Source organism: Citrobacter sp. RHBSTW-00017, from assembly GCF_013797615.1.
Classification (GTDB): domain Bacteria; phylum Pseudomonadota; class Gammaproteobacteria; order Enterobacterales; family Enterobacteriaceae; genus Citrobacter; species Citrobacter braakii.
In genome coordinates this window covers 1,844,545-1,861,138 of sequence record NZ_CP056899.1, presented here as the reverse complement: position 1 = coordinate 1,861,138, position 16,594 = coordinate 1,844,545, and the positions used below count along the sequence as shown (strand labels likewise).

Below are 16,594 nucleotides of genomic sequence, written 5' to 3'. Positions count from 1 at the left end.
ATTACAAATTACTCTCTGGCGGAGGCCATTATGATTTGGCTAGAAATTATCGTAGTGTTGGGCGCAATATTTTTCGGTATCCGCCTTGGCGGAATTGGTATTGGTTTATGCGGCGGGCTGGGGCTGGCTATTTTAACGCTGGGATTTGGGCTGCAAATTGGTTCGCCACCCGTTGACGTTATTCTCATTATTATGACGGTGGTGGTGGCGGCATCGGCGCTACAGGCCGCCGGAGGCATGGATTATCTGGTTCGCATTGCCGGTAATTTTATGCGCCGTAACCCTAAATATATCAATATTATTGCGCCGATTATCACCTGGTCGATGACGATTATGGCGGGAACAGGGTTCATCGTCTTTTCTACTCTGCCAGTGATTGCCGAAGTTGCCAAAGAGTCAGGTATTCGCCCTTCCCGTACGCTCGCAGGCTCCGTAGTCGCTTCTCAGGTGGCGATATCCGGTTCGCCGATCAGTGCTGCAATGGCCGCTATGCTGACTATTATGGAAGGCAACGGTATCAGCTTTATTCAGGTTATGGCGGTATGTCTGCCTGCCTCATTTGTCGCCGCGATGGTCGCCGCTTTTATCGCCTCACGTCAGGGATGTGAGTTACAGGATGATGAAGTCTATCTGGAACGCCTGCAAAAAGGACTGGTGCGTAAATATGCAGGGCAAAACAGCACAACGCCAGGTGCCAGACTGTCAGTCGCCCTGTTTATGCTGGCAACGGTGGTCATCGTTATTCTTGCCGCATGCCCTCAATTGCGCCCTGGATTCGATGCAGGTAACGCAATGAATACCCGGGATATTATCATTATCTGCATGCTAGCTGCCGCGTGTCTGATGGTGGTGCTATGCAAAACATCAACAGACGCGATTGTCCTGACATCCACGTTTCGCGCGGGTATGAGTTCGTTGGCTGTGATTCTGGGGATTGTTACGCTGGGCACAACTTTCATTGATGCCCACTTAACGGGGATAAAGGATATCGCGGGCGATATCCTACGGGCTTATCCGATGCTGTTGGCGCTGGTGCTGTTTGGTACCTGCGCGCTTCTCTATTCGCAGGGAGCCACCACGCCGCTGATTATCCCTCTTGCCGTCGCGCTCGGCGTACCCACATGGGCCATTCTGGCTTCCTATGTCGCAGTGACCGGCGTGTTTGTTCTGCCAACTTATCCAACTTCGCTGGCGGCAATGGAGTTCGACACCACCGGGACAACGCGCGTGGGTAAGTATGTCTTAAACCATCCGTTTATGTTGCCAGGGCTTGGCGGGATCATTGCTGGCGTTGCCTTTGGTTTTATCATCGCGCCAATGATTGCCTGAACCGGTTTAACACTGCCGGGCAGATTTAATGGATAAAAAAAGGGGCAGAGAAATCTCTGCCCCGGATGTCAGCGTTAAATCAGGCCGCCTTTGCCACAACCTCTGCTTCCGGGCGTTTCAGCACCGCGTAGGAGAGACCGGCTACCAGCGTACCGGCAATAATGGCCAGCAGGTATCCAACCACCGGAGTGATTGCGCCAGGGATTAACAGCACGAACAGACCGCCGTGCGGCGCCATCAGCTTAGCCCCCACCGCCATCGAGATAGCCCCGGTAATCGCGCCGCCAACGATACAGCAAGGCAGAACGCGCATCGGGTCACGGGCAGCGAATGGGATAGCCCCTTCGGTAATAAAGCACAGGCCCAATACCAGCGCAGCTTTACCGCCTTCCTGCTGCGCTTTGTCGAACTTACGACGCGCCACCAGCGTTGCCAGGCCCAGGGCCAGCGGAGGCACCATACCCGCCGCCATAATCGCCGCCATCGGCGCATAGGTTTGCGTACTAAGCAGGCCCACACCGAAAGCATACGCCGCTTTGTTAACCGGACCGCCCATATCGGTACACATCATGCCGCCCAGAATCGCTCCAAGCAGCACCGCGTTCGCGGTTCCCATGGTTTGCAGCCAGTGGGTCAGACCTTCCAGAATGCCCGCCACTGGTTTACCGATCAGGTAGATCATGGCCAGACCAACCACCAGGCTTGAGAGCAGCGGAATGATCAGGATCGGTTTCAGCGCTTCCATACTCTGCGGGAGTTTCAGCTTCGTGCTGATGAGCTTCGCCACATAACCGGCAAGGAAACCGGCAATAATTCCGCCAATAAAGCCGGAACCGGTGCTCACCGCCAGCATACCGCCGATAAGACCAGGCGTCAGACCCGGACGGTCAGCGATGGAAAACGCGATGTAGCCCGCCAGAACCGGCACCATCAGCGCGAAAGCTGAACCACCGCCAATCTGCATCAGCGCCGCCGCCAGCGTACCCTGCTCCTTGAACGCTTCGATACCAAAAGCGAATGAGAGTGCAATACACAGACCGCCAGCAACCACCATCGGCAGCATGTAGGATACGCCCGTCAGCAGGTGACGATACGCGCCAGCGCTCTCTTTCTTACCTTCAGTGGTTGCAGACTGCGCTTTGCCGGCTGGCTGGTACGGCGTTGCTTCTTCCAGCGCTTTATCCAGCTCCTGCTTCGTTTTCTTCAGCGCAAGGCCAGTAGAAGTACGGTACATTGGTTTTCCGGCAAACTTCGCCAGATCAACTTCAATGTCAGCCGCCACAATCACCAGATCCGCCTGAGCCACCTCTTCCGGCGTAATGGCATTGCCTGCGCCAACAGACCCACGGGTTTCAACCTTCACCCACCAGCCACGTTTTTTCGCTTCTGTTTCAATAGCTTCAGCGGCCATAAACGTATGGGCAACGCCAGTTGGACAAGCCGTCACCGCCACCACGCGTTTTGGACCACTACTGGCCACGGACGCTGTCGCAACCGGAGCGCTATAAGGTTTTGCGTGGCCTTTCGCTTCACTGAGGAAAAGTTCAGGATGCGCAACCGCACGACCAATATCGCCCAGCCAGACTTTTTTGCCGTTCAGCGAACTGTCGGCAGGAAGCGTGTCGCCCAGAACAATTGCCAGTTCGGCATCATTAGGATTATCAATAATTTCCAGATGTGCTTTCTGCGCCGCCGCTCCAAGCAGGGTTTTCGCCATATAAGCGCGAGCCTGGCCGAGATTAGCGTCAATAATCAGCAGCGTTTTCATTATGCCTCTCCTGCTGTCAGTTAAACGGTTTTAAGTCGACACGCGCCATCATTGCGGCCAACTGAGGACGATCGGTAATGCCAACATTGCTTTGGCTTACCGCCAGGGCGGCAACAGCGGTTGCCAGACGCAGGGTGTGTTCACTGGATTCACGCATCAGCAGGCCGTAAATCAGGCCACCAACCATTGAATCACCCGCGCCTACGGTGCTTACCACCTCGACTGACGGCGGTTTAGCAATCCACTCACCCGAAGCGTTAACCCACAGCGCACCTTCCGCGCCAAGTGAAATCACCACGTGAGCAATACCCTGCTCGCGCAACGCATGTGCAGCTTCAATCACATCTTTCATTTCTGGCAGCTTACGGCCTGCCCAGATTTCCAGTTCACGACGGTTTGGTTTCACCAGCCATGGTGCCGCTTTCAGACCGGCGACCAGTGCTTCACGACTACTATCAAAGATAATGCAAGGACACTGACTGCGCAGGCGCGTCATCCAGTCGGTGAATGCTTCCGGGCTAACGCCGGTCGGCAAACTGCCGCTGACGCACACCATGTCGAACTGGCCCAGCCAGCTCAGCGAGTCATTCACAAAGCGTTCCCAGTCAGCCGGGGTGACTTCAAAGCCGGAGAAATTGAAATCGGACACTTCGCCGTCTTTTTCGGTCAGCTTGACGTTGATACGGGTACGCCCCTGTACAACCTGAAAACGGTTGGCGATACCCAGCTCGCTGAACAACTGCTGAAAACCATCCTGGTTGTCTTTACCGAGGAAACCACCCACCGTTACATCGATACCTAAATCTTTCAGAACCTTAGCGACGTTAATCCCTTTCCCTGCCGCATGCAGACCGGTCGTTTTAACCAGGTTCACTTCACCGCGTTCAATTTCCGGGCAGAAACCCACCAGATCGTAGGCTGGGTTAAGGGTGATAGTAGCAACACGTCTGCTCATTACGCGCCCTCCCCAAGACCCGCCGCGATGGCTTCGCCAATCGCTTTCAGCGCCTGTTCAGCATCTTCACCCTGGGCGGTAAAGCGCAGGTGATGTCCTTTCTTCACGCCTAATGCCACAACTTTCATCAGACTGCGTCCATTCGCCGGCTTGCCGGTTCCATCAAGATTTGTCACGGTAATTTCACTGTTAAATTGTTTAATCGTATTCACCAGCATGGTGCCCGGGCGGGCGTGTAAACCATGCTCATTGCGCACAATAAATTCGGCGCTCAGTACATCATCAGTTAAGGCATCATCGCTGGTCAGCAGCGCCAGCACCGTTGCCGCATCGGCTTTCAACAAACGGTCAGCTTTATTATTCAGCAGCAGATCGCCAAGGCGCTTCAGCACCGCAACCGGTTGTTCGTCATTCATGGCGACGGTCACCAGCAGGGCTGCCGCTTCACCTTGTACATCGAACGCTGTTGCTGCGCGGCTGACCGCAACGGCGCTGCGCACATTGCCTTCAGCACAGTCATTCAGCCAGATCCCCTGACCGAGATTCATCGGTTGCTCATTAATGGCTCTGGCCACAAAGGTGGCGTCAACCGCGCCGACCTCTTTCAGCCGTGCGGCGTTGAGCGCCTGCAGCGTGACCAGCGAGTTGGCAACGACGTCCAGCGACAGCGTTTCGTTATCAAGCTTCAGCTGTTCGCTTTGCTTTTCCCCCATCAGCAACGCGCGCAACTCTTCCGCCGTGGTCGCAGATTTCAGCTGTTCAGCGACGGAGTCATCGCTCAGCACATGCGTCAGCTGACGCAGTAAACCGAGGTGCTCATCAGAGCTGGCGGCGATGCCGATTGCCACATAAGCAACCTGCCCTTCACCCCAGATCACGCCCTGCGGAAACTGAAACACCTGCACGCCGGTTTTCAGCACCCGATCGCGCGTGTCCGTCGTACCGTGAGGAATAGCAATACCGTTGCCGAGGAACGTGGACGTCTGTTGTTCACGCGCCAGCATGCCATCGACGTAGCCTTCCGCTACGTTACCTGCCAGCACTAAGGCAGCGGCAACCTGGCGAATAGCCTCTTCTTTATTCCCGGCCTGTTCGCCCGGGTGAATATCCTGAACAGATAACTGGAACATGGTTCTCCTCTCCCGCTGATTTGAAACGATTCAGCTAACATGAGAAAAAAGGCGTCACCTGACTCCATCAGTTATGGCAAGATGACGCTGAAACGTTTCAAGAAGTCTTGCTCTTTTTTCTTCAGCACACAAGTAAAGTTGACAAATTACTTGCTGAATTTAGAGATAACGCACATTTTCTCCGCGGAGGAGAAAAAATTGCTGACGCAAAAACGGCGTCAGCTTGTCAGATTCAGCAGCGTCAGCAAGCTGCGTTCTCTGACTGAAATGCTATTTTGATTTTTGATGCCGATTTTGATTTGGCTCCCTGTTTATTTTCTGACAAGCAGCGTAAACTCCGCGTCTCTTCACATTATTGATATCAAAACATGCACAACACCCCCGTAGCCGCCACACCCAAGGCGTTTGATTTAACGTCTTCGGCGTTCCTGCTTGTCGCATTTCTGACGGGTATCGCCGGTGCGTTGCAGACGCCAACGCTCAGCCTTTTTCTGACGGATGAAGTCCATGCCCGTCCCGGCATGGTCGGGTTCTTTTTTACTGGTAGCGCCGTAATCGGCATTTTGGTGAGTCAGTTTCTGGCCGGACGTTCGGATAAAAAAGGCGATCGCAAAAACCTGATTGTGTTTTGCTGCGTGCTGGGGATGCTGGCCTGCGTGCTGTTCGCCTGGAACCGTAACTATTTTATTCTGCTGTTTGTCGGGGTATTCCTCAGCAGCTTCGGTTCGACCGCCAACCCGCAAATGTTTGCTCTCGCCCGCGAGCACGCCGACCGTACGGGTCGGGAAGCCGTCATGTTCAGCTCGATATTACGTGCGCAGGTTTCGCTGGCCTGGGTGATTGGCCCGCCGCTGGCCTACGCTCTCGCCATGGGGTTTAGCTTTACGGTGATGTACCTCAGCGCGGCGGTGGCGTTTGTTGTCTGCGGCGTAATGGTCTGGCTGTTCTTACCCTCGATGAGTAAAAACGTGCCTCTCGCGACAGGCGCGGTAGAAGCCCCGCGCCGCAATCGACGCGACACGCTGCTACTGTTTGTTATCTGCACATTAATGTGGGGGACCAACAGTCTCTATATCATTAATATGCCGTTGTTTATTATCAACGAGCTGCATCTGCCGGAAAAGCTGGCGGGCATCATGATGGGAACTGCCGCGGGGCTGGAAATCCCAACCATGTTGATTGCCGGATACTTCGCGAAGCGTCTGGGCAAACGCCTGTTGATGAGAATCGCCGTTATCGCCGGATTTTTCTTTTATGCCGGCATGCTGTTGGCCCACTCTCCGGCGATATTGCTTGGCTTACAGCTGCTGAACGCGATTTACATCGGCATCCTCGGCGGGATTGGCATGCTCTATTTCCAGGATCTGATGCCGGGACAAGCGGGTTCAGCCACAACTCTCTATACAAATACCATTCGCGTGGGCTGGATTATTGCCGGATCGTTGGCGGGTATTGCCGCTGAAATCTGGAACTATCACGCGGTATTCTGGTTTGCGCTGGTGATGATCGTCGCCACCGTCGCGTGTCTGACGCGCATCAAAGACGTTTAAGGTGCGGTCAGCGCCTCGAGCTCAATGAGATAGACCATAGCCTGGTGTGTCGTCTGTCCGCACATTTCCGCACTGGGCTGTAAACCGGCGCACACTTTTGGCCGCAGAGGCGAAGCAAAAATTTTACAGCGCAGGGATTCATCCAACTGAACGCATGGTGTATTAGCGGGCTTGCCATCAGGCATGCCGGGGATGGGACTGGAAATTGAAGGCGCGGTGCAACATGCACCACAATCCGGACGGCATTCCATACAGTACTCTCTTTATCGTAAACCATCGGATTGTGCAGGAAGCGCACAGTAACACCTTTTTTGCACCAGCAAAAGCATCAATTCCGCTTGCCTGAATGCCCCGGCGCGAGTAGTTTTACGCGATATTTTAGACACTCCTCATTACAGGATTTTTTCGATGCCAAGAGCGAACGAAATTAAAAAAGGTATGGTACTGAATTACAACGGCAAACTGCTGATTGTAAAAGATATTGATATTCAATCACCAACCGCACGTGGCGCCGCCACGCTGTACAAAATGCGTTTTTCTGATGTTCGTACCGGTCTGAAAGTTGAAGAGCGCTTCAAAGGTGATGACATCGTTGATACCGTCACCCTGAGCCGTCGTGGCGTTGATTTCTCCTATGTAGATGGCAACGAATACGTCTTCATGGATAAAGAAGACTATACCCCGTATACCTTCACCAAAGACCAGATCGAAGAAGAATTGCTGTTCATCCCGGAAGGCGGAATGCCGGATATGCAGGTACTGACCTGGGACGGCCAGCTGCTGGCGCTTGAACTGCCGCAAACGGTAGACCTGGAAATCGTTGAAACGGCACCAGGCATTAAAGGCGCGTCAGCAAGTGCGCGTAACAAACCAGCGACCATGAGCACCGGTCTGGTTATCCTGGTTCCTGAATATCTGAGTGCAGGTGAAAAAATCCGTATTCATATCGAAGAACGTCGCTACATGGGCCGCGCAGACTAATTTTTCTGCTGCGACAGCGGTGAAAAGGGACAGCATTTGCTGTCCCTTTGTTCTTTTCAGCCCTGGCTGCTGAGGTAAAAATCATCCATCAACAGAGATTCCAGATACAGCTCATCCTCACGCATAAAATGCGTTATGACGTTAACCGCCTGAGGATAAACCCCCTCTTCGTCCCGGTGTAAACAACTTTCCCGTAGCAGGGGTGCCCAGCACATAATGTGATGATGCAAAAAGTAATATTGCGCCGATAACGTCTCCTTTTTGGTAACCATTCTCGCCATCAGTGCCAGCTGTACAGCAATATGGTCGGCAGGCTCGTTGTCCTGCGGTGTCAGCCCATACTCGACTAACAGCACATTCATTTCCTTGCGTTCTTCAGGCGCGGTCGTATGCGGATAATGCCCCGCATAAGGTGAAACACCGCCAGGAGGTGCCAGCAAAAACAACGAGGCATAGTCCGCCGCCAGCTCCAGCTGTCGGTTTTCCCGGCGCAGCGCCCGAACGAGACTACGTTCCAGGTTTTTGACATCAACGGACAGCCCTGGGATAGCCGTCAACGACGCCAGCCACTTTCGGCTTTCCCCACTTTCCAGGCGGATGAGTTGCTCCTCGTCCAGCTCGCGGAACAGCAGTTGCGAAAACCACTGGTACACCGCCGCCCGCTGTCGATGAATATGATTATGCTGCACTTGCCCCCTCCTCTTTCACAACCTCCGGCCCGCCGAAGCCCGTGACCTGCGGGGCATTCTCCTGGTATCGCTCCACCTCGACCAGCACCGTATGCGCCGAAGGCCCCTGCGCCAGTTGTGATGTACCGATATCCGCACTCAGCACATTCGGATCGCCATAAGTGCATAGTGTACCCGCTTTCCCACCTTCCTGCGGCGAATACCACGCGCCTTCATGAATCCGGACGACGCCAGGCGCGTAATCCGGACTGATCACCACCCCGGCCAGCACCTGACCTCTGGCGTTAAACACGCGCGCAATATCCCCGGCTTTCAGGCCACGTGCGCGGGCATCCGACTGGCTCATGTACAGCGGCTCTCTTCCTGCCACTGCATAGGTGTTGCGAAACGCCTCGCTTGAGCACAGCTGAGAGTGCAGACGTTTATCCGGATGGCAGGACTGCAGATGCAGCGGATATTTATCTGTTTTGCTGCCATGGGTACGCTCAAAGGGTTCCATCCACACCGGATGCCCCGGGCAGTCCTCGTAGGCAAAGCCCGCGATGGTTTTGCTGTAAATTTCAATCAGACCAGAGGGTGTTCCTAACGGGTTGATATCCGGCTGTTCGCGAAATTCTCCGTGACGCACCCACGGCTTCCCGGCAGGATATTCAATGTATCCTTCGCCCTGCCAGAAGCTCTCGAAGTTCGGCATACTCACGCCAAGGGACGCTCCCGTTTTCGCGCCCTCATCATAAATGGCTTTTATCCACTGCATTTCATCCCGCTTTTCGCGGTATGTCTCTTCCTGACCAAAGCGTTTGCACAGACCGGCAAAGACATCAAAGTCATGTCGCGCTTCAAACTGCGGTTTAACCACCTGATGTATCGCCATCAGCCCTTTATTCGAGTGTGTACCGAACTGCTCAATGTCATTACGCTCAAAGCGCGTGGTCACAGGCAGGACGATATCGGCAAAACGACAGGATGCTGTCCACTGATGATCCAGAACGACCACGGTTTCCAGCTTCTTCCACGCTTCGATCATGCGGTTACGATCCTGCTGCGCATGGAACGGATTGGCGGCGCTGAAAATCGCCATTTTGATATCAGGGAAAGTTAATGTTTCACCGTTGAAAGCGATCTTTTTGCCTGGCGCCAGCAGACAATCGATCATTCGCGAGGTAGGAATATGCTCTGAAGCGCCGCGGAAATCCGCTTTGTATTTCGCGGCCGGGGGATTGTTGATGCTCCCGAGGCCGGACAGGACTGGACCGGCAGAAGTGACCGTCCCGCCGCCGTTATAGTGCCAGCCAAACCCTACTCCGCCGCCCGGCAAGCCAATTTGGCCAACCATGCTGGCCAGCACCACCAGCATCCACGGATACTGCTCGCCATGGTGCATACGCTGCACGCACCAGCCGCCCATAAACTGTGTCCGGCCTTTGACCAGCAGGCGGGCGAAGTCGCGGATGTGCTCCGCCGTCAGGCCGCATATTTCCGCCGCCCATTCGGCGTTTTTCGGCTGCTTGTCGCTTTCCCCAAGCAGATACGGCAAGAACTGTTCAAAGCCCACGGTATAATCGTTAATGAACGCCACGTCATACAGTTTTTCTTCGTACAGGGTATGCGCCAGCGCCAGCAATAACGCGACATCCGTTTGCGGTCGCAGCGCCAGCTGCTCACAGCCAAGATAGTTTTGCGACTTGCTACGCACCGGATCAACGCTGATAACGCGCATCTTACCCTGCGCAACCGCTTCTTTAATCTGCTGCCAATAGCCAAACGCATCGTGATCGGGAACCAGGAACTCGATCTGCAGATTCTTGATAGGATCGCAGCCCCACAGCACGATGGTTTGGGTATTTTCGATAACCAGCGGGAGTGACGTTTGCTGCTCATAAACTTCCAGCGAACCAATCACATGCGGCAAAATCACCTGCGCTGCGGCTGCCGAGTAGTCGCCGACGGTCGTTACATAGCTACCGTGTAAGCCGAGTCCCCGATCCATCGCGCCGCCGGCCTTATGAAATTTGCCAACAATTTGCCAGTCCGCCAGCCCGGTAAAGACACCAGAAGATCCGTAGGTCTTTTGTACTCGTTCAAGCTCTTCATAAACCAGATCCAACGCCTGATCCCAGCTCACACGGACAAAGCGATTATCGCCGCGCTGGTTGCGATCTGACTTTTCACGCTTGCGCAGCCAGTCCAGCCGCACCATCGGGTAGCGCACACGCGATGGGTTGTAGACCACCTCCCGAACGGCATTGAGCATATCGCAGGGGTATTTGTCATGTTTGAAGGGGCGGGTATCGACCCATTCACCGTTCACGACTTTGGCTTCAAAAGCGCCAAAGTGCGAGCCAGACTGGATCCATTGCTCCGGGTTTTCACCCGCTGCCCAGACCTTTGAGATCAGTGGATTTGGCCCTAAAGCGCTGACGGCACCGACTGCCAGCATTCCGCTTAAAAACCGTCGACGTGACGGATTAAAATCATGAATATCCATAAATTATCCTTTTGAATTGTTAGGTTGAGGTATATCGCTGGCGTGAGTCTGGAGATATTTCAACAACGTACGGTCTTCCACCGGATTAAGCCGGTAGTAGGTGGACATGGATTTCAGTCCGGCGATCCAGCCATTCGCGGAATAACGGGTCGGCGGCGGCGTGCTGTGGCAAGCGCTACAGGTGGATTGCAACATCTGATCGGCGTATTGCCAGAGGGGGTCAATATTGTCGGTAAAACCCTCCGCCGAACTCCAGGCCATCACGCTTACCTGCTGCCACTCCTGATGTGACTCCGGATCAACCTGTGTTTGCTCAACCTTCACATTGCTCATCAGCGAGGCATCTAATACGGCAGCAAAAACGCGTTTACCCATATACTGGGTAATCACCCGTCCACGTCCTTTGCTTTCCCGCCAGCCGGTCAGCTCTATCTGAACGTTTTTTCCTTCTCTTTTCAGCACACGCACTTGCGTTGCCGGGTACAGCATGGCTTTACCTGCCGGGCTCTCTGCTGTCGCAGTCAGTGATTTTTCGCCTAACGAATACAGCGTCGTCGCCGTGGGTAACTGCTCTCCCTGACGCTGCAACTGCTTGTAACGATCGCGAAAACCGCTGCTCATATCGGGTTTGTGATGGGCAATGCCTTTGTGACAATCGATACAGTTACTGTCTTTTGCCGCCGCCGCGGTCATTTGCGCCGCTGCATTTGCCGATTGCTTGCCGTGATCCATCGCCTCATAGCTATGGCAGGATTTACACGCCGCAGAATTATTCGCGCTCATGCGCGCCCATTCTCGCTGGGCCAACTCCGCCCGCTTTGCGGCAAATTTTTCCGGGGTATCGATCGAAGGAGAGATAAAGGTGTGGTAGAGGTCGTTTAAGGCTTGCGTTTTACGAACCAGCGTTGGGACGATGCCTGGCGGAATATGACAATCCTTACACTCCGCACGCACACCAGAAGCATTACGAAAATGCACGCTGGTTTTATACTCCTCGCCAGATGTGCGCATCGAGTGACACGATAAACAAAACTCGGTAGAACTGGTGTAATGAACGCCTTGCCACGTTCCCCAAATAGCCAGGGCCATTGCTACCGCCCCGGCGAATGCGCACCATAGTGCGTTTTTTCTTATCCACGACATGCTTGCCTCCATTTTTTTAATAGCGACACGCTAAGGGATAATAAAAATCAAAAATAGAGACAGCGAAGGCAGATTATAGGAACAGCATCCACTCTATGAGGTTCGTCAAATAGTAAAGAGCAGAAGTCCGTAATATAATTACCATCTATAAATAAGGAATTTATCATGCTCAAACTGACTCTCGATAGAGAAAGCCGGACTCCGCTGCAGTTGCAGATATTTCAATTTTATTTACAGGCCATTCAGCGGGGTGATTTGCTGTGTGGAGATAAACTCCCCTCTATTCGCGAGCAGGCTCAGGCATTGAACATTGCCAAAATAACGGTAGTGATGGCCTATGATAAGCTGATGGCGGCTGGGTTAATTAAGAGCCGACACGGCATTGGCTATGAGGTGATATTCACCACGCCTGTACGTGTAACTCCAGCGCATGTGTCCGTACCCCAGGGCTCTCCGCCAGTAACACCAAAAGCGGCCGGGGTCTCTACCGATGTTTACGCAGAGCCTGGGCGGGAGTGCTACTGCCGGATGGGCGTCCCCGATCCCAATGCTTTTCCCTGGGCAAGCTGGCGAAAATGGAATAACGCGCCAAGCGTACTTAAAGAGCAATTGTTTACCCGATATCATTCATCAAATGGATTATTTTCACTGCGTGAGCAACTAGCCAGGTACCTTAATTTATCTCGCGGCATTAATACCCGGGCGGAGAACATCATCATTACCAATGGGATTCAGGAAGGATTGTCGCTGCTCAGTCAAATATTTATTGTTCATCATGCCGTCAGTCAGCAAAAAAAGTGCCACGTTGTGGCCGAATCCCCTTGCTATTCTGGCGCATGGCATCTGTTTAATTATTACGGTGCAGACATTACGTCAATTGCTGTAGATAACCACGGGCTGCAAACAGATAAATTACCCGAATATGAAACCCAGCTTTGCTATGTGACTCCGGCTCACCAGTATCCAATGGGAAGCGTCCTTTCGCTGGAGCGCCGTCAGTCATTATTGACGTGGGCGCAGCGCGTCGGCGCTTATATCCTTGAAGACGACTACGATGCTGTTTTTACCTATGGCGAGAACCCCCTTCCTGCCCTGAAAGCTATGGATTATCACAACCGGGTTATCTACATGGGGACATTTTCCAAAACGCTGGGGCCGGGAACGCGTCTTGGCTATCTCATTTGTCCTGATGAACTGCTCCCGGCAGTAAAGAATATGAAAGCGCTCAACAACAACGGCAGTCAGTGGTTATTGCAGCAATTTTTAGCCGAATTAATGCAAAATCAGGTGTTTTACTCGCACATCAGCAAGCTGGCCTGCAACTATGCGGCGCGCCTCAATCTGTTACGCGATGGCCTTTCTGTTCTGTTTCCGTCAGGGAAAATCGCTGGCGCAACGGCGGGTCTGCACCTCTCGTTACGCGTTGACAGACACCCAGATATGATAGCCAGGCTGCAACAGCGCTGCCTGCTGGCAGGGATCCGCTTTGACACTCTGCCAGATATAGAAAATGGCTCAGGAGCCGCATGGCGTAGGGAGAACAGCGATGCTGTTATGTTTTTCGGGTTTGGCGGATTGCAGATACAGCAGATCAAAAAGGTGCTGTCGGTACTGGAGCAGGCGCTAGCGCAGCCTTGATGAATTTCAGGGATCGCGCCTGCGGCACAATCCCTGTTGTTAACCTTACAGCAGATCGCGGAACTGCGTTTGTTTTAACGCCAGTTCAACGCCGCGAACTTCCGCCAGCCCTTTCAGGCGACCAATCGCGGAGTAGCCTGGGTTGGTTTTCTTGTGCAGGTCGTCAAGCATCTGGTGTCCGTGATCCGGACGCATCGGGATAGGACGCAAATCGCCCGCCTTTTTACGGCGCTGTTCTTCGCTCAGGATGGCAGCAACCACCGATACCATATCCACATCGCCTTGCAGGTGCGCACCTTCGTGGAAGGTTTTCGGGTTATCTTCACGGCAGGTGGAGCGCAGATGCGTGAAGTGGATTCGATCGCCAAAGGTTTCGATCATTTTCACCAGATCGTTATCGGCGCGCACGCCGTAGGAACCGGTGCACATGGTGAAACCGTTATTGATGCTGTCGACGGTTTCTTTCAGCCACTGCATATCTTCGATAGTCGAAACAATGCGCGGCAGGCCGAGGATCGGACGCGGCGGATCGTCAGGGTGAACAGCCAGACGCACGCCGACTTCTTCCGCCACAGGCACAATCGCCCGCAGGAATACCGCCATATTATCGCGCAGATCGTCTTTGCTGATGCCGTCATATTCAGCGAGGCGCGCACGGAACTGATCCAGCGTATAGCCCTCTTCCGCACCGGGCAGGCCGGCAATGATATTGCGGGTCAGCTTTTCGATATCGGCATCGCTCATAGCATTGAAGTAATTCAGCGCCTGGCGTTGTTCTTCTGCGGTGTAATCCGCTGCGGCGCCTGGGCGCTGAAGAATATGCAGTTCAAAGGCTGCAAAAGCAATCTGGTCAAAACGTAGCGCTTTGGAGCCGTCCGGCAGCTGATATTCGAGATCGGTACGCGTCCAGTCGAGGATCGGCATGAAGTTATAGCACACGGTATCGATGCCGCAGGTCGCCAGATTACGGATACTCTGCTGATAATTGGCAATCCACGTTTGGTACTGGCCTGAACGCGTTTTGATATCTTCGTGGACAGGAATACTTTCCACCACCGACCAGGTCAGCCCTTTTTCAGCCAGAATAGCCTGACGCTGTTGAATCTCTTCTACCGGCCACACTTCACCGTTGGGAATGTGGTGCAAGGCGGTCACAACACCCGTTGCGCCAGCCTGACGCACATCATCAAGCGATACCGGATCGTTAGGTCCGTACCAACGCCAGGTTTGTTCCATTGTTTCACCCCACAAGTTGTTATACCAAATTAAACTACCTGAATGACGACTACCATACAGCCATCCCGTAGATGTTCAACAGATGGCCTATCATTGATTGATCCAGCTCACATTCCCCGGATAAATGAGGCACACCAATTCAATTTGCTGTCATATAACTTTATACTGCCATTGTTAATTAATGGTTAATCAGGTGTATTTAATGAAAACTATTGCCTCAGCGCCTCTGGCGGAAAATGTCATGATGCCGCAGTACGACCGCCAACAATTAAAAACGCGGATTGTACATTTTGGTTTCGGTGCTTTTCACCGCGCCCATCAGGCGTTATTAACCGACAGGGTGCTGAATGCGCAGGGCGGAGACTGGGGAATTTGCGAGATCAGCCTGTTCAGTGGCGATCGGCTGATGCGTCAGCTTCGCGAACAGGATCATTTATTTACCGTGTTAGAAAAAGGGGCTAACGGCAACCAGCCTATTGTTATCGGTGCCGTTAACGAATGCCTGAACGCCACGCTGGATTCGCTGGCGGCCATTATTGAAAAATTCTGCGAGCCTCAGGTCGCGATTGTCTCGTTAACCATCACGGAAAAAGGCTACTGCATCGATCCGGCGACGGGTTCGTTAGATCTCTCTAATGCGCGTATTATTCACGATCTGCAGACACCGGCTGAACCGCACTCCGCCCCCGGTATAATCGTAGAAGCGCTGCACCGCCGACGTGAACGTGGACTGCAGCCGTTTACCGTCCTCTCCTGCGATAACATCCCGGACAATGGTCATGTGGTAAAAAATGCCGTACTGGGGATGGCGGAAAAACGCTCTCCTGAGCTGGCGCACTGGATCCAGGAACACGTCAGTTTCCCGGGTACGATGGTGGATCGGATTGTTCCCGCCGCCACCGAAGAGTCGCTGGCTGAAATCGCCCACGAGCTTGGCGTTGCCGATCCTTGCGCAATCAGCTGCGAGCCGTTTATTCAGTGGGTGATTGAAGACAACTTTGTATGTGGTCGTCCGCAATGGGAAACCGCGGGTGTCCAGATGGTTGAAAACGTCTTGCCGTGGGAACAAATGAAACTGCGGATGCTGAACGGCAGCCATTCGTTTCTCGCTTATCTCGGCTATCTGGCCGGATTCCAGCACATCAGCGACTGTATGCAGGATAGCGCATTTCGTGAAGCCGCTTACCGGCTGATGCTCACCGAACAGGCCCCCACGCTGCAAATTACCGATGTTGATTTAAACCAGTATGCCTTAAGCCTGCTGGACCGCTTTGCCAACCCGGCGCTGAAACACAAAACCTGGCAAATCGCGATGGATGGTAGCCAGAAATTACCCCAGCGAATGCTGGAAGGGATACGCGTTCATTTATCACGTCAAAGCGAGTGGCCGCTGTTGGCGCTCGGCATCGCAGGCTGGATGCGCTACGTGAGCGGTGTGGATGATTCAGGCGCTACGATTGATATTCGTGACCCGCTCAGTGAGAAAATTGCCGCTCTGGTGGCACAGAGCACTGAATCAGAACGCGTCAGCGCCCTGCTTTCTCTGCATGAGATTTTCTCCGCCGAGCTCGTACAGAATCCGCAGTTTGTCGCAGCCATTCAACAGGCCTGGCAACGTATTGCCCAATACGGTGCGCATCAGGCTGTCATTGAAACGTTAAAAAATTAACGATTTCTGCCATTAAAC

At 53.5% G+C, this 16,594-nt stretch carries 13 protein-coding genes; 5 read left to right on the top strand and 8 right to left on the bottom strand.

Translation table 11 applies throughout. From position 1 onward, the window contains the following. The first annotated feature begins 30 nt into the window (after positions 1-30). Positions 31-1,329 carry an anaerobic C4-dicarboxylate transporter gene (locus HV037_RS09010; protein WP_016153735.1) on the top strand — a complete coding sequence of 433 codons (1,299 nt, stop codon included), beginning with the start codon at positions 31-33 and terminating at the stop codon, positions 1,327-1,329. Positions 1,330-1,408: 79 nt separating this feature from the next. Here HV037_RS09010 and fruA read toward each other — a convergent pair whose 3' ends face one another. From fruA to fruB, 3 genes are read right to left on the bottom strand one after another with little or no spacing between them, the layout of a single operon-like run. After that, positions 1,409-3,097, bottom strand: coding sequence for a PTS fructose transporter subunit IIBC (fruA, locus tag HV037_RS09005; protein ID WP_016153736.1), 1,689 nt, complete (start codon positions 3,095-3,097; stop codon positions 1,409-1,411). 16 nt (positions 3,098-3,113) lie between these two features. After that, positions 3,114-4,052, bottom strand: a complete 939-nt coding sequence (fruK, locus tag HV037_RS09000; protein WP_003834544.1) for a 1-phosphofructokinase — start codon at positions 4,050-4,052, stop codon at positions 3,114-3,116. Then, on the bottom strand, positions 4,052-5,182 hold the full coding sequence (gene fruB / locus HV037_RS08995) for a fused PTS fructose transporter subunit IIA/HPr protein (RefSeq protein WP_016156988.1): 1,131 nt from the start codon (positions 5,180-5,182) through the stop codon (positions 4,052-4,054). The genes fruK and fruB overlap by 1 nt, the downstream gene beginning before the upstream one ends. A 368-nt stretch (positions 5,183-5,550) precedes the next feature. On the opposite strand from fruB, the gene setB reads away from it, so the two are divergent. Continuing rightward, on the top strand, positions 5,551-6,732 hold the full coding sequence (gene setB / locus HV037_RS08990) for a sugar efflux transporter SetB (protein ID WP_103284022.1): 1,182 nt from the start codon (positions 5,551-5,553) through the stop codon (positions 6,730-6,732). Here the strand turns inward: setB and HV037_RS08985 are convergent. Next, complete coding sequence (locus HV037_RS08985) at positions 6,729-6,983, bottom strand: YkgJ family cysteine cluster protein (protein ID WP_016153739.1); 255 nt, start codon at positions 6,981-6,983, stop codon at positions 6,729-6,731. The genes setB and HV037_RS08985 overlap by 4 nt on opposite strands. A 157-nt stretch (positions 6,984-7,140) precedes the next feature. Between HV037_RS08985 and yeiP the strand changes: the two genes are divergently transcribed. Then, positions 7,141-7,713, top strand: a complete 573-nt coding sequence (yeiP, locus tag HV037_RS08980; RefSeq protein WP_016153740.1) for an elongation factor P-like protein YeiP — start codon at positions 7,141-7,143, stop codon at positions 7,711-7,713. Between the two features lie 56 nt (positions 7,714-7,769). Here the strand turns inward: yeiP and torD are convergent, their stop codons facing one another. From torD to torC, 3 genes are read right to left on the bottom strand one after another with little or no spacing between them, the layout of a single operon-like run. After that, positions 7,770-8,402: a molecular chaperone TorD gene (gene torD, locus HV037_RS08975; protein WP_103284023.1), complete on the bottom strand. Its 633-nt coding sequence runs from the start codon at positions 8,400-8,402 to the stop codon at positions 7,770-7,772. Beyond that, a complete protein-coding gene (gene torA, locus HV037_RS08970; protein WP_019077237.1) occupies positions 8,392-10,890 on the bottom strand; it encodes a trimethylamine-N-oxide reductase TorA in 2,499 nt (832 codons plus the stop codon). The genes torD and torA overlap by 11 nt, the downstream gene beginning before the upstream one ends. 3 nt (positions 10,891-10,893) lie before the next feature. Continuing rightward, the gene (gene torC, locus HV037_RS08965) at positions 10,894-12,033 is read right to left on the bottom strand and encodes a pentaheme c-type cytochrome TorC (protein ID WP_049042001.1); all 1,140 of its coding nucleotides are present in this window, start codon (positions 12,031-12,033) and stop codon (positions 10,894-10,896) included. A 165-nt stretch (positions 12,034-12,198) separates the two neighbouring features. Here torC and HV037_RS08960 point away from each other — a divergent pair, with 165 nt between their 5' ends. Next, complete coding sequence (locus HV037_RS08960) at positions 12,199-13,671, top strand: PLP-dependent aminotransferase family protein (RefSeq protein WP_016156993.1); 1,473 nt, start codon at positions 12,199-12,201, stop codon at positions 13,669-13,671. Between the two features lie 45 nt (positions 13,672-13,716). Here the strand turns inward: HV037_RS08960 and uxuA are convergent, their stop codons facing one another. Continuing rightward, entirely contained in the window at positions 13,717-14,907 is a 1,191-nt protein-coding gene (uxuA, locus tag HV037_RS08955; RefSeq protein WP_016156994.1) for a mannonate dehydratase, read from the bottom strand. Positions 14,908-15,109: 202 nt separating this feature from the next. Between uxuA and HV037_RS08950 the strand changes: the two genes are divergently transcribed. Further along, entirely contained in the window at positions 15,110-16,576 is a 1,467-nt protein-coding gene (locus tag HV037_RS08950; protein WP_103284024.1) for a fructuronate reductase, read from the top strand. The last annotated feature ends 18 nt before the right edge of the window (positions 16,577-16,594 follow it).